The 14,053-nt window shown below is 68.4% G+C and carries 8 protein-coding genes; 4 read left to right on the top strand and 4 right to left on the bottom strand.

Annotation, left to right across the window (positions count from 1 at the left end):
• Positions 1-69 precede the first annotated feature (69 nt).
• A complete protein-coding gene (locus DWG18_RS05855) occupies positions 70-2,961 on the top strand; it encodes a ligand-binding sensor domain-containing diguanylate cyclase (RefSeq protein WP_162823733.1) in 2,892 nt (963 codons plus the stop codon).
• A 46-nt stretch (positions 2,962-3,007) separates the two neighbouring features.
• Complete coding sequence (locus DWG18_RS05860) at positions 3,008-3,568, top strand: DUF2939 domain-containing protein (protein WP_115646232.1); 561 nt, start codon at positions 3,008-3,010, stop codon at positions 3,566-3,568.
• Here DWG18_RS05860 and DWG18_RS05865 read toward each other — a convergent pair.
• The 4 genes from DWG18_RS05865 to DWG18_RS05880 all read right to left on the bottom strand — a co-directional run bounded on the left by DWG18_RS05865 (position 3,565) and on the right by DWG18_RS05880 (position 11,880).
• On the bottom strand, positions 3,565-4,494 hold the full coding sequence (locus DWG18_RS05865; RefSeq protein WP_115646234.1) for a 5'-nucleotidase: 930 nt from the start codon (positions 4,492-4,494) through the stop codon (positions 3,565-3,567). The two genes, DWG18_RS05860 and DWG18_RS05865, sit on opposite strands and share 4 nt — an antisense overlap.
• Positions 4,495-4,686: 192 nt before the next feature.
• Positions 4,687-5,460, bottom strand: coding sequence for an NAD kinase (locus DWG18_RS05870; RefSeq protein WP_115648058.1), 774 nt, complete (start codon positions 5,458-5,460; stop codon positions 4,687-4,689).
• 143 nt (positions 5,461-5,603) lie between these two features.
• Positions 5,604-10,559, bottom strand: a complete 4,956-nt coding sequence (locus DWG18_RS05875; protein WP_115646236.1) for an NAD-glutamate dehydrogenase domain-containing protein — start codon at positions 10,557-10,559, stop codon at positions 5,604-5,606.
• A gap of 136 nt (positions 10,560-10,695) precedes the next feature.
• Positions 10,696-11,880 carry an acyl-CoA dehydrogenase family protein gene (locus DWG18_RS05880; protein ID WP_343195084.1) on the bottom strand — a complete coding sequence of 395 codons (1,185 nt, stop codon included), beginning with the start codon at positions 11,878-11,880 and terminating at the stop codon, positions 10,696-10,698.
• Positions 11,881-11,997: 117 nt separating this feature from the next.
• Between DWG18_RS05880 and DWG18_RS05885 the strand changes: the two genes are divergently transcribed.
• Both DWG18_RS05885 and DWG18_RS05890 read left to right on the top strand, forming a co-directional pair.
• Complete coding sequence (locus DWG18_RS05885; RefSeq protein ID WP_115646240.1) at positions 11,998-12,957, top strand: metalloregulator ArsR/SmtB family transcription factor; 960 nt, start codon at positions 11,998-12,000, stop codon at positions 12,955-12,957.
• Positions 12,954-14,048: a homocysteine S-methyltransferase family protein gene (locus DWG18_RS05890; RefSeq protein WP_115646242.1), complete on the top strand. Its 1,095-nt coding sequence runs from the start codon at positions 12,954-12,956 to the stop codon at positions 14,046-14,048. The genes DWG18_RS05885 and DWG18_RS05890 overlap by 4 nt, the downstream gene beginning before the upstream one ends.
• The last annotated feature ends 5 nt before the right edge of the window (positions 14,049-14,053 follow it).

Consider the following 14,053-nt stretch of genomic DNA (forward strand, 5'->3'; position numbering starts at 1 on the left):
TTGAGGGCGTGCGCCTGCGCGCGTGCCCGCGCCATGTGGCAGGCAGCACTGCACACGTCGGCTCGACGCGTGGTCGCACTGTTGGCGATCGTCCTGACCCTCGCTGCCCTTCCCGCCTTCGCCGCTCACTCGTTGGCGGACGACTTCGTCGAAGCCTGGACCACGCGCGACGGCCTGCCCCACAGCACCATCAACGGCATCGGCCAGACCGCCGACGGCTACCTCTGGCTCGCGACATGGGAAGGCATCGCGCGCTACGACGGCCACGAATTCCGCCTGTACCGGCGCGACGACATCCCCGGCCTGGGCGACGACAGCGTGCGCGCCCTGCACATCGGCCCGCACGGCGACCTCTGGGCCGGCAGTGCGCGCGGCGGCATCGTGCGCTGGCACGCCGGCCGCTGGGACACGCGTCCCGCCGTCGACGGCCTGATCACCGACCTGCTGGAGGAACCGGGCGGCCGCCTGTGGGTGGCGACGCTGCGCGGTGGGCTGGTGCGCATCGACGTCGACGGCAAGCGCCTCGTGATCGACCGCAGCCGCGGCCTCCCCAGCGATACGGTCAACGCGCTCGCCCGCGACGCGAAGGGCCGCATCTGGGCGGCAACGAGTCTGGGCGTCGCGCGTCTCGACGGCGACCGTGCCGTGAAAGCGACCCAGTCCGGCCTGCCGGCCGGCCCGGTCTTCTCGTTGTTTCCGCTGCCGGACGGCGGCCTGCTGATCGGCACCGAGCACGGAGCGCTCGTGTCCGGGTCGGGAACCGTGCGCCTCCTGCACGCCGACCTCGCGACGCGCACGGCCACGCGCATCTGGCGCGATCCGGACGGCGTGGTCTGGGTCGGCACCAACAATGCCGGCCTCGCGCGCATCGAGGGCGACCGCATCGAATGGCTGGACGCGCCGCAGGGCCTGCCGAACAACCGCGTGCTCGCGCTCAGCCGCGACACCGAAGGCAGCCTGTGGGTCGGCACCAACGGCGGCCTGGTGCGCGTGCGCACCGCGCCCATCCACACCTTCACCCGCCAGCAGGGCCTGGCCGACGACTTCGTCCGCGCCACACTCGTCACCCGCGACGGCCAGCTCTGGATCGGCAGCGGCCAAGGCCTCGACCGTCTGGATCCCGCCACCGGCGTCATCACCCGAGTCGGCCTCGGCACGCGCTTGGCCGACGTCTCGGTGCTCGCCCTCGCCGAGGACGCGAACGGCGACGTGCTGGTCGGCACCTTCCACGACGGCCTGCTGCGCCTGCACGCCGGCGCGGTGACCGACGCCGTGACCATGGACGACGGTCTGCCCTCCAACGAGGTGCGCGCCGTGCTGGCGGCCCACGACGGCCGAATCTGGATCGGTACCAAACAGGGCGTCGTGGTGCACGACGCCACGTCGCAGCGGGTCTACGGCGCCCACGACGGCCTGCCCGCCGAGTTCGTGCAGGCGCTGCACGAGGACGCCGATGGCGCGGTGTGGGTCGGCACCAGCGCGGGCGTGGCGGTCATCCGCGGCGGCCACGCGCGCCCGCTCGACCTGCGTGCCACCGATGCGCAGTACGTCTACGCCTTCGTGCCATCCGCCGATGGCGATGCGCTGTGGCTGGCGACCGATCGCGGCCTCGTCCGCATTGCGGGCGACGGCACGACACCGCGACGTGTCGCACGTGCCGAAGGCCTGCCATTCGAGAAGATCTTCGCCGCCGTGCCGGACGCCCAGGGCCGCCTGTGGCTGACCGGCAACGAGGGCATCGCCCGCCTGCGCATGGCCGAGCTGGAGGACGTCGCCACGGGCCGCCGCCAGCACATCGACGCGCACCTGTTCGGCCGTGCCGACGGCATGGCGTCGGCGCAGGCGAACGGCGGCTCGATGCCCGCCGCCGCGCTCGACGACGCCGGAAGGCTGTGGGTGGCGACGGCGATCGGCGTCGCCCGTCTGGATCCCGACGCGACCGTGCGCCAGTCGCTGCCGTTGCCGCCGGTGGCCATCGAACGCTTCGAGGTAGACGGCCGCGAGCGCGATCCGCATGACGCCACCACACTGGTGCCCGGCGACCACCGCATCGTCATCCGCTTCGTCGCGCCGACGCTGATCAATGCGCAGCGCGTGCACTACCGCTACATGCTCGACGGGCTGACCTCATCGTGGGTCGACCTCGGCGACGGCCGCGAAGCGCAGTTCACCAACCTCGATCCCGGCCACTACCGCCTGCGCGTGCAGGCCTGGGTGCCCGGTGAGTCCGCGATGTCGCACGGCGAACTCGACTTCGCCATCGCCTCCTACTGGTGGCAGCGTCCCCTGGTGTGGGGCCTGATCATCGTGGCCGCGATGCTGCTGCTCGGGCTCGCCTACGGCGCGCGCATCGGCCAGTTGCGCCACACCGAACTCCGCTTGCGCGCACTCGTCGACGACCGCACGCACGCGCTGCAGGTGCAGACGCGCATCGCCGAACGCCTGGCGCGTACCGATGCGCTCACGCTGTTGTCGAACCGCCGCGCGCTCGACCAGGCGCTGGAGGACGAGGAGCTCGAACATCTCGCGCAGGGCCATCCCGTCGCGCTGATGCTGGTCGACGTCGACGGCTTCAAACCGATCAACGACCTGCACGGCCATGCCGCGGGCGATGTTGCACTGCAGGCGGTCGCCGACGTCATCCGCGCGCAGGCGCGCCAGCACGACATCGCCGCGCGCTGGGGCGGCGACGAATTCGCGCTGCTGCTGGTCGACTGCACGCTGGAGCAGGCGCTCGCCGGTGCAGAGCGCATCCGCGACGCGGTGGAAGCGATCGACTGCGAACCGTTCGCGCCGGGGTTCAATGTCACCGCGAGTGTGGGCGTCGCCTGGAGTCGCGGCCGCGCCCACAGCGCGAGCCTGCGCACCCTCGTGCCACGCGCCGACGAGGCGCTGTATCGCGCCAAGCGCGAGGGCCGCAACCGCGTGCGCGCGGCGGTGGAGCCCGAAGCCGCGGGCTGAGGCGGAACCTCGCGGTCCTCACGCGCGTTCGCTAGGCTGCGGTCGCATGAAGACCCTCATCGCCCTCATCCTCGCCGCCGTCCTCGCCATCGTGGCCTACGGCGCGGCCGGCCCGTTCCTTACCGCCCGTTCGATCAGCGACGCCGTGCAGCGCGGCGACATGCGCACGCTGGAACGCGACGTCGACTTTCCGCTGGTGCGGGCAAGCATCCGCGCGCAGCTGGAGGACTACCTCGCCCGCAAGATGGGCGACCCGTCGACCGACGGCCGCCTCAAAGACCTCGGCCGCCAGGTCACCGCCACGATGACTGGCGGCGTGGTCGACGCGCTGGCGACGCCCGCCGGCATCGGCGCCATCCTGCAGGGCCGCAGCGTGATCCGTCGTGCGATGGGCTATCCGGCCGAGCATTCGGGCGAGCCGGGCGCACAGTTCGATCCGATGCGCGGCGCGAGCTATCACTACGAGTCGATGTCGCGTTTCACCGCCACCGTGCAGAACGCGGACGGCGTGCCGATCGTGTTCGTGTTCACCCGCGACGGTCTGAAGTGGCGCGTCACCGACGTGCGTCTGCCCGTCGACCAGCTGATCTCGAACCTGACCGGCTAGCGCGGCGTATTCGCAACGCCGTGCGGCACGTGTCCGGCGGCGACGTGGTCGCGCGCCGAGACGATGTTGTGTTCTGAATCGTCGAAGAAGATGTCGGCACCGAAGGCTTCGAGGAACGGCCCCTTCGCGCGGCCACCGAGAAACAGCGCCTCGTCCAGGCGGATGCCCCACTCGCGCAGCGTGCGGATCACGCGTTCGTGTGCGGGCACGCTGCGGGCCGTGACAAGCGCGGTGCGGATCGGTGCATCCTCGCCGGTGGGAAACGCCTGCTGAAGGCGATGCAGTGCATCGAGGAAACCCCGGAACGGACCGCCCGAGAGCGGCTCGCCAGCACGCTGCATCTCATGTTCCGCGAACGCGGCGAGTCCGCCTTCGCGCGACACGCGCTCGCCCTCGTCGTCGAAGATCACCGCGTCGCCATCGAAGGCGATGCGCAGCTGGTCCGGATAGCGCGCAGCCGCTGACGCAGCCGATCGCGACGTCGACGGCAACAACATCGCCGCGGCGACGCCGGCCTCGAGCGCTGCACGCACATCCTCGCCGTGCGCCGACAGAAACAGATCCGCATTGAACGGCCGGATGTAGGGATACGGCGGCGCGCCATTGCTGAAGGCGGCACGACGGATCGACAGGCCGTGGTGCGCGATGGAATTGAAGATGCGCAGGCCGGTGTCGGCCGAATTGCGCGAGATCAGGATCACTTCGACGCGCGGCGCCTCCGGCGGCGCACCCTCGTTGAGGCGCAGCAGCTTGCGCACCAGCGGGAACGCGATGCCGGGCGCCAGCACGTCGTTCTCGTGACCGCGCTGGAAACTCGCGTAGGCCTCGAGGCCTTCGCGTTCGAACAGGTCGTGGCTTTCCTCCAGGTCGAACAGCGTTCGGGAGGAAATGGCAACGATCAGGGGATCGGCATCGCGGTCGGGCATGCGCCTATTCTGCACGGCTGCGTCGCGGAGGTTCGGATTGAGCCCCCGCGCGTCGTCGCGGCATCGGGTCAGGGCGCCCGTGGCACGCTGCGGCGGTTGTCGCGGTCGCCCGGGCGCCTGCACATCACCATGCAGGCACGCGCGCCCCCTGCCCGCGACTGATTCACTGCCGCCTAGCGGGCACGGCAACGCTCAGCCGCTGGTGAACTGCTCCGCCAGCATGCGCTCTTCGAGATTGTGCTCCGGGTCGAACAGCAGCGTGACTGTGCGATCGCGCGATTCGCGGATCGTCACTTCCACCGCGTCGCGCACCTCGTGCGAATCGGCCGTCGCGCTTACCGGTCGCTTCAGCGGATCGAGCACCCTGAACCGCACTTCCGTATCCGCCTTGAGCACCGCACCGCGCCAGCGACGCGGACGGAACGCGGCGATCGGCGTCAGTGCGATCACGTTGGCACCGAGCGGAAGGATCGGCCCGTGCGCGGAGAAGTTGTAGGCGGTGCTGCCTGCGGGTGTCGCGACCAGCACGCCGTCGCAAATGAGTTCCTCGAGCCGTGTCTGCCCGTTGAGTTCGATGCTGAGATGCGCGGCCTGTCGCGTCTGGCGAAGCAGGGAGACCTCGTTGTACGCAAGCGAACCGACGGTGGCGCCGGACTCGCTCTGCACGATCATCTCGAGCGGCCGTAACACCGCTGGCTCGGCCTTGTGAATGCGCTCGACCAGCGAATCGATGCGCTGGTGGTTCATCAGGAAGCCGACCGTTCCCAGCTTCATGCCGTACACCGGCTTGCTCAGCGCGGCGTGGCGATGGAGCGTCTGCAGCATGAAGCCGTCGCCGCCCAAGGCGACGAGCACATCCGCTTCGGCCGGCGGCGTATCGCCATGGACCTCGACCAGCGCGGTGCGCGCGGCCTGGGCTTCGGGGGTCGGCGCGGCGAGAAAGGCCAGCCGGGGGTTCGCTTTCAGGAGCGTGTCGGTCGCCATGGCCGCAGCATAGCGGCTCGACCGTGCAGGCGTGCGACACGGGCGCTTGCACAAACGAAAAGCCCGCCGCAGATGCGGCGGGCTCCGTAGTCAGCGCGGTGCGGCGAACCGCATCGGCGCTGCGCTTACGCGGCTTGTGCCAGCTGCGCCAGTCGACGCACGGCCACCGACACCGTCGGATAGTCGAGCGACTTCTGCGACGCCAGCTCCGACAGCATCGTCAGCGTGAACCGCAGGCTGGAGTCGTCGCGCTGGAGCCAGGCCTCGACCTTTCCGTCGGCCGGCTTGCGGCCGCCTTCGGCGAGGATATGGCCGACCAGCGCACGCTGCTGCGCGCCCAGCTCGTCCCGCAGCGAACCGCGGGCCAACGCCTGCCAGCGGCTGTCCACCGGCAACGCCTCGATCTGGTCGTACAGCCACGACAGGTGCAGCGCGCTGCTGAAGGCGAAGTAGGCCTTGGTGACTTCGGCCGCCGGCAGCTTGCGGGCGTGCGCGATCTCGACGATGTCGGTGACCGCATCCAGCAGCGGCAGCGCGGCGAGCTGCTGCGCGAGCGCGGCCGGAATGCCGCGGCCGCGCCAGTCCGCGTCGCGCTTGTCGAACGCCGCGCGCAGATCCTTCGTCATCGCAGTCGGCAGCGCGGCGCGCACCGCGCGGATGCCATCGCCGTAGCGCGCGACCGCAGCCTCGATCGCCGGAATCGCACCCGGACGCGACAGCAGCCAGCGCGTGATCGAACGCATGAGGTGCCAGATCGCCATCAGCGCGTCGACCTGCGCGGACTCGGCGACCTTGCCGTCGAGCGCGTCGATCTGCGCCCACATATCGCGCGCTTCCAGCGCCTCGCGGGCGATGGTATAGGCCTTCGCGATCTCGGCCGGCGTGCGGCCCGTGTCTTCCTGCATACGCAGCACGAACGTCGCGCCCATGCGGTTGACCATCGAGTTCGTCACGGCGGTCGCGATGATTTCGCGCTTCAGGCGATGGCCGTCCATCTGCTTGGTGTACTTCTCCTGCAGCGGCTTCGGGAAGTAGCGCACCAGCTCCTTCGAAAGGTACGGGTCTTCCGGCACGTCCGACTGAACGAGCTGCGGGAACAGCACGAGCTTGCTGTACGACAGCAGCACCGACAGCTCGGGACGCGTCAGGCCCTGGCCGCGTGCCTTGCGCTCGGCAAACTCGGCATCGGACGGCAGGAACTCGATCTGGCGATCGAGCAGGCCCTGCGACTCGAGCGTGCGGATGAAGTGCTGCTTCGAACCGAGGCGCGACACCGACATGCGCTCCATCATCGACAGCGCCTGGTTCTGGCGGTAGTTGTCGGTGAGCACGAGGGCGCCAACTTCGTCCGTCATCGACGCCAGCAGCTTGTTGCGGTCGTCGAACGTGAGCTTCTTCTGCTGCACGGCGGCGTTGAGCAGGATCTTGATGTTGACCTCGTGGTCCGAGGTATCCACGCCCGCCGAGTTGTCGATGAAGTCGGTATTGAGCAGCACGCCATGCTGCGCCGCCTCGATGCGGCCCAACTGGGTGAAGCCAAGGTTGCCGCCCTCGCCCACCACGCGCGCACGCAAATCACGGCCGTCGACACGGAGCGCGTTGTTGGCGCGGTCGCCGACGTCCGCATGCGTCTCGCGGCTCGACTTCACGTAGGTTCCGATGCCGCCGTTCCACAGCAGGTCGACCGGTGCCTTGAGGATGGCGCTCATCAGCTCGGTCGGGCTCATCGACTCCACGGACGCATCGATGCCGAGCGCCTGCTTGATCTGCGGGCTCAGTGCGATCGACTTCGCGCTGCGCGGGAAGATACCGCCGCCCTTGCTGATCAGCTTGGTGTCGTAGTCCTCCCAGCTCGAACGCGGCAGCTTGAACATGCGTGCGCGCTCCTTGAAGGAGATCGCGGCGTCCGGCGTCGGGTCGAGGAAGATGTGGCGGTGGTCGAACGCGGCGACCAGGAGGATGTGCTTCGACAGCAGCATGCCGTTGCCGAACACGTCGCCCGACATGTCGCCGATGCCGACGCAGGTGAAGTCGTCCTTCTGCGAATCGCGGCCCATCGCGCGGAAGTGGCGCTTGACCGACTCCCAGGCGCCCTTGGCCGTGATGCCCATGCCCTTGTGGTCGTAGCCGACCGAACCGCCCGATGCGAACGCGTCGTCGAGCCAGAAGCCGTGCTCACGGGCGATGCCGTTGGCGATGTCGGAGAACGTTGCCGTGCCCTTGTCCGCCGCGACGACCAAGTAGGGATCGTCGTTGTCGTAACGCACGACCTCGTTCGGCGCGATGATCTTGCCGTCGACGATGTTGTCGGTGATGTCCAGCAGACCGTTGATGAACATCTTGTAGCAGGCGATGCCTTCGGCCTGGATCGCATCGCGATCGCCACCCGCGGGCGGGCGCTTCACGAAGAAGCCGCCCTTCGAGCCAACCGGCACGATCACGGTGTTCTTCACCATCTGCGCCTTGACGAGGCCCAGCACTTCCGTGCGGAAGTCCTCGCGACGATCCGACCAGCGCAGGCCGCCACGCGCGACCGGACCGAAGCGCAGGTGCACGCCTTCGACACGCGGGCCGTAGACGAAGATTTCGCGGTACGGACGCGGCTTCGGCAGGTCCGGCACCTTGGCGGAGTCGAACTTGTAGCTGACGTAACCAGTGTCTGCGCCACCGCGCGCACCCTGGTAGAAGCTGGTGCGCAGCGTCGCTTCGATGACGCCCATGAAGCTGCGCAGGATGCGGTCCTCGTCGAGGCTGGACACGCGGTCCATCAGGCCGAAGATGCCTTCGCGCGTCGCCTGGACCTGGCCCTCGCGCTTGCCGGCGCGGGCTTCGATGACCGGCTTCACTGCCGCCGACAGCGCCGCGTCATCACCGGCCAGGCGCTCGAGCTGCGACTGGAATTTCTGCATGCCGGCGCGGATCTCGGCCTTGCTCTCCTTGCCGGTGGTCGGATCGAAGCGCGCTTCGAACAGTTCGACCAGCAGGCGTGCGAGCAGCGGATAACGCGCGAGCGTCTGCTCCATGTACGCCTGCGAGAACGTCACGCCGACCTGCAGCAGGTACTTGCAGTACGCACGCAGCATCGCCACCTGACGCCACGACAGACCGGCCGCGAGTATCAGGCGGTTGAAGCCGTCGTTCTCGGCCTGGCCGCGCCAGATGGCGGCGAAGGCTTCTTCGAAGTCCTGGTCGATCTCGGTGACTTCGAGCGCACGCGGGTATTCGACCTCGAAGTCCTGGATGAAGAACACCTTGCCCGCCGCTTCGATGCGGTACGGGTGCTCCGCGATCACACGCAGGCCCATGTTCTCCATCATCGGCAGCGCATCGGACAGCGGGATGTCGTCGCCTTCACGGTAGAACTTGAAGCGCAGGCCGCCCTCGCCCTGATGCGAGCGATACAGGCTCAGGCGCAGATCGTCGGCGCCCTGCAATGCCGCCAGATGCTCGACGTCGTTGGCGGCGACTTCCGCCGACACGTTCTCGATGTAACCCGCCGGTAGCGCGCGCCCGTACGCGTTCGCGAGCGGAAGGCCGGTGTTCTCGCCATGGCGCGCGATCAGCGCATCGCGCAGGTCGTCCGCCCAGTTACGCACGATTTCGGCGAGGCGTGCTTCGATCTCGGCGACGTCGACATCCGGCACCGTGCCCGAATGGCCGTCCGACGGCTTCGGACGCACCATGATGTGCAACTGCGCGAGCGGCGATTCACCGAGTTGCACCGACGAGTCCACGTGCTCCGCATTGAGCATCTCCTTGAGCATCGACTCGATGCGCAGGCGGACTTCCGTGTTGAAGCGATCGCGCGGGATGTACACCAGCGCCGAATAGAACCGACCGTACTTGTCGCGACGCAGGAAGATGCGGCTGCGCACGCGTTCCTGCAGGCCCAGCACGCCCATCGACGTGCGGAAGAGATCGTCCTCGCCCGACTGGAACAGCTCGTCGCGCGGCATCGACTCGAGGATGTGGCGCAGCGCCTTGCCGCTGTGGCCATCGGTCGGCAGACCCGACTTCTCCATCACGTGCTCATAGCGACGACGCACCAGCGGGATGTCCCACGGGCGACGGCTGTACGCGCTCGACGTGAAGAGGCCGAGGAAGCGGTCTTCGCGCACCGGCTTGCCGGCCTTGTCGAAGCTCAGCACGCCGATGTAGTCCATGTAACCGCGGCGGTGCACCGTGGCGCGCGCGTTGGTCTTGGTCAGGATCAGCGCATCGACCGAACCCGAATGCTCCATGTAGTGCGCGGCCAGCGTCGACAGCGGGCGCGGCTTGCCGCGCTCTTCGCCATGCAGAAGACCCAAGCCAGTGCCCGGCACCGCCTGCAGCACTTCCTGCTTGCCCTGCTTCACGACTTCGTATTCGCGGAAGCCGAGGAAGGTGAAGTGGTTGTCGGCGGCCCAGCGCAGGAACTCCTGCGCCTCCTGCACATTCTCGGCCTTGAGCGGCGACTTGCGATTGCCGAGGTCGTCTGCGACCTGCAGCATCTTCGCCTGCATCGCCGACCAGTCCCCGACCATCGCACGCACGTCTTCGAGCACGCGTCGCACTGCGGCCTCGATCTCGGTCATCGATTCCGCGCTCTGGCGGTCGATCTCGAGGTGCATCAGCGATTCGCGCTCGCCCTCGCCCACGCCGGTCACGCGGCCCGCGCGATCACGCGCGATCTTGACCACCGGATGACCCATCACGTGCACGGCGATGCCGCGCTCGGCGAGGGCCAGCGTCACCGAGTCGACGAGGAACGGCATGTCGTCGTTGGCGACCTGCAGCACGGTGTGCGCGGACTCCCAACCGTTCGTCTTGACCGTCGGGTTGAACAGACGCACCAGCGCCGTGCCGGGCTTGCGGCTGCGCATGAAGTCGAGGAAGCCGGCGGCGAGCGACGCCCAAGCTTCCGGCGAGTGCTGCGGGAATTCGTCCGCGCTCATGCGCTTGTAGAAAACGCGCGCGAAGGCTTCGGCGAGGCCCTGCTGGGCCTTGGGCAGCGTCGCGGTCAGCGCCTTGGCGATCTGGTCGACAGCGGCGGCGTCATCGACGCGGCGGGCGGTGGTTTTGGCGGTGCGTTTCGTGGTCATGTGAGGCGATTCCCTGTGCCGACATCCGTACGCCGGCGTTCGGATCCTTCAAAAAGGAAACGCCGGCGCCGGCATCGCGCCCGGATGTGCATCCGGGCGTCGACGCCGATTCGCCGGCGAGCTGCTCATCGCGGGCTCAGCGCAGGCCCGTCTCGTTGCGTGCGATCACGAGGCGCTGGATCTCGCTCGTGCCCTCGTAGATCTCGGTGATCTTCGCGTCGCGGAAATAACGCTCGATCGGCATTTCCTTGGAATAGCCCATGCCGCCGTGGATCTGCAGCGCCTGGTGCGTAATCCACATCGCGGCCTCCGATGCGGTGAGCTTGGCGATGGCCGCCTCGTTGCTGAAGCGCGCGCCGCCCTTGTCGAACTCGCCCTTCTGCCACGCAGCGCGAAGCGTCAGCAGCAGCGACGCATCGAGCTTGCACTTCATGTCGGCGATCTTCGCCTGCGTCATCTGGAACGTGCCGATCGCGGCGCCGAACGCCTTGCGCTCCTTCACGTAGCTCAGCGTCGCTTCGTACGCGGCGCGCGCAATGCCAATAGCCTGCGACGCGATGCCGATACGCCCGGCGTCGAGCACGCTCATCGCGATCTTGAAGCCTTCGCCTTCGGCGCCCAGCACTTCATCGGCCTGCACGACGTAGTCATTGAACTCGATCTCGCACGTCGCCGACGCACGGATACCGAGCTTCGGCTCGGTCTTGCCGCGGCCGAAGCCTGCGCGCGTGGTGTCGATCATGAAAGCGGTGATGCCGCGCGCGCCCTTGTCCGGGTCCGTCATCGCGAACAGCACGATGTACTTGGCGACCGGGCCGGAGGTGATCCAGCTCTTCTTGCCGTTGACGAGGAATGTGCCGTCGGGCTGCTTGGTGGCCTTGCAGCGCATCGCGGTGGCGTCGGAACCCGACTGCGGCTCCGTCAGCGCGAACGCGCCGATCTCGCGACCTTCGGCAATCGCGCGCACGTACAGCTGCTTCTGCGCCTCGGTGCCGTACTTCAGGATGCCGTTGCAGAAGAGCGAGTTGTTCACCGACACGATCGTCGAATGGGCGGCATCCGCCGCCGCGATTTCGACCATCGCGAGCACGTAGCTGATCGGGTCCATGCCCGCGCCGCCGTATTCGGCTGGCACCTCGATGCCCATCAGGCCGTTCTCGCCCAGCGTGCGGATGTTGTCGAGCGGGAACTCGCCGGTGCGATCGAAGTGCTCGGCGCTCGGCGCGATCTTGTCCTGCGCGATGCGCCGCGCCACGTCCTGGATCATCAACTGCTCTTCGGTGAAGCGAAAATCCACGTCGGCACCTCGAATTGGGCGAATGACAGCAAAGCCCGCAAATTGTACCGGGATGAACGTTCCGGCCGCCTCCCCGCTTGACCCCCGCGCCCCCGCGGCAGACACTTATCGCTCTATCGCGATACGTTGATAAAGCGCCACATGGACCTCGAAGCCTGGTCGGGCCAGCTCAAGACCTTCGCCGACGCCACCCGCGTGCGCCTGCTCGCCCTGCTGGAGCATGAAGAGCTCACGGTGGCCGAGCTCTCGTCCATCACCCGCCTTGCCCAGCCGCGCGTGTCCACCCACCTTGCGCGCCTCAAGGAAGCGGGCCTCGTGCGCGACCGCCGCGCCGGTGTGTCCGCCTATTACCGCTTCGACGACGAAACGCTGGACCCGGCCCAGGCCGCGCTGTGGCGCATGCTGCGCGACGGGAGCAACGACCCGCTGCTGCGTCAGGACGCCGAACGCGTTCCGGGGGTTCTGGCCGCACGCGCCGTCGAGCAGAACTGGGCGGACTCGGTCGCAGGCGACATGGAGCGTCACTACTCGCCGGGTCGTACCTGGGAGGCGCTCGCGCGCTCCGCGCTGCCGCTGATGGAAACCGGCGACGTGCTCGACATCGCCTCGGGCGACGGCGTGCTCGCTGAGCTCATCGCCCCGCACTCGCGGCGTTATGTCTGCCTCGACGCCAGCAGCAAGGTGGTCGTCGCCGCGTCCGAACGCCTGCGTCGCCTGGGCAATGTCGAGGTGCACGAAGGCGACATGCATGCCCTGGCGTTCGACGACGGCAGCTTCGACCTCGTCGTGCTGATGCACGCGCTGACGTACGCCGATGAACCCGCGAAGGCCGTTGCGGAAGCCGCGCGCGTCCTGCGCCCGGGCGGACGCCTGCTGCTCAGCAGCCTCGCGAAGCACGAGCATCGCGCGGTGGTCGAGGCGTACGGTCACGTCAACCTCGGCTTCAGCGAGAAGGATCTGCAGCGTTTCGCGACAAAAGCCGGGCTCGACGTGCTGAGCAGTGGCGTCGTCACGCGCGAACGCCGCCCACCGCACTTCGAAGTGCTTTCGATCATCGCGCGCAAGCCGGACGCCGCAGCGCGCGGGAGAACCCCACGATGAAGACACTGCCCTACGTGAATCCCGAACGCGCCGCGACGCTGGAGAAGCTGCTGGCCGAGCGCATCCTCGTGCTCGACGGCGCGATGGGCACGATGATCCAGCAGCACGAGCTGTCGGAAGCGGACTACCGTGGCACGCGGTTCGCCGAAGGTTTCGACGCCAGCCGCACCCTGGACGCACACCAGCACGGCACCGGCTGCGGTTGCGCGCACGACCAGCGCGGCAACAACGATCTGCTCAGTCTCACGCGCCCGGAAATCATCGCCGGCATCCATCGCGAATATCTACTCGCCGGTGCCGATCTGGTCGAGACCAACACGTTCAACTCGACGTCCATCTCGCTCGCCGACTACGGCCTGTCGCACCTCGCGCGCGAACTCAACGAGGCCGGCGCGCGGCTCGCGCGTCAGGTCTGCGACGACGTCGAACGCGAGGACGGTCGCCCCCGGTTCGTCATCGGCGTGCTCGGTCCGACCAGCCGTACCGCGTCGCTCAGCCCCGACGTGAATCGCCCCGGCTATCGTGCAGTCACGTTCGACGACCTGCGCCTCGCCTACCGCGAAGCCGCCGACGGACTGATCGACGGTGGCGCCGACGTGCTGATGGTCGAAACCATCTTCGACACGCTCAACGCCAAGGCCGCGCTGTTCGCGATCGAGGAAGCCTTCGATGCACGCGGCGCGCGTCTTCCCGTGCTGATCTCGGGAACCATCACCGACGCATCCGGCCGCACGCTGTCCGGGCAGACGGCCGAGGCGTTCTGGTATTCCGTCCGCCACGCCCGCCCGCTCGCCATCGGTCTCAACTGCGCGCTCGGCGCCAAGGACCTGCGTCAGCATGTCGACGTGCTCGCACAGGTCGCCGACGCCTTCGTGAGCGCGCATCCGAACGCCGGCCTGCCGAACGCGTTCGGCGGTTACGACGAAACGCCCGAGGACATGGCCGAGGTGATCGGCGAGTTCGCGCGCTCGGGTCTCGTCAACGTGGTCGGGGGCTGCTGCGGCACGACGCCCGCGCATATCGCGGCGATCGCAAGCGTCGTTCGCGGACTCACGCCACGCGCATTGCCGCGACTCGCCGACGCGGCCTGATCGCT

Origin of the sequence: Lysobacter sp. TY2-98 (genome assembly GCF_003367355.1) — a bacterium.
GTDB lineage: Bacteria > Pseudomonadota > Gammaproteobacteria > Xanthomonadales > Xanthomonadaceae > Cognatilysobacter.

Bases quoted from the DNA above. Each gene is read 5' to 3' on its own strand.
- DWG18_RS05890 (WP_115646242.1), top strand. From the start codon at position 12,954: ATGAAGACACTGCCCTACGTGAATCCCGAACGCGCCGCGACGCTGGAG.
- DWG18_RS05885 (WP_115646240.1), top strand. From the start codon at position 11,998: ATGGACCTCGAAGCCTGGTCGGGCCAGCTCAAGACCTTCGCCGACGCC.
- DWG18_RS05875 (WP_115646236.1), bottom strand. From the start codon at position 10,559: ATGACCACGAAACGCACCGCCAAAACCACCGCCCGCCGCGTCGATGAC.
- DWG18_RS05865 (WP_115646234.1), bottom strand. From the start codon at position 4,494: ATGCCCGACCGCGATGCCGATCCCCTGATCGTTGCCATTTCCTCCCGA.
- DWG18_RS05860 (WP_115646232.1), top strand. From the start codon at position 3,008: ATGAAGACCCTCATCGCCCTCATCCTCGCCGCCGTCCTCGCCATCGTG.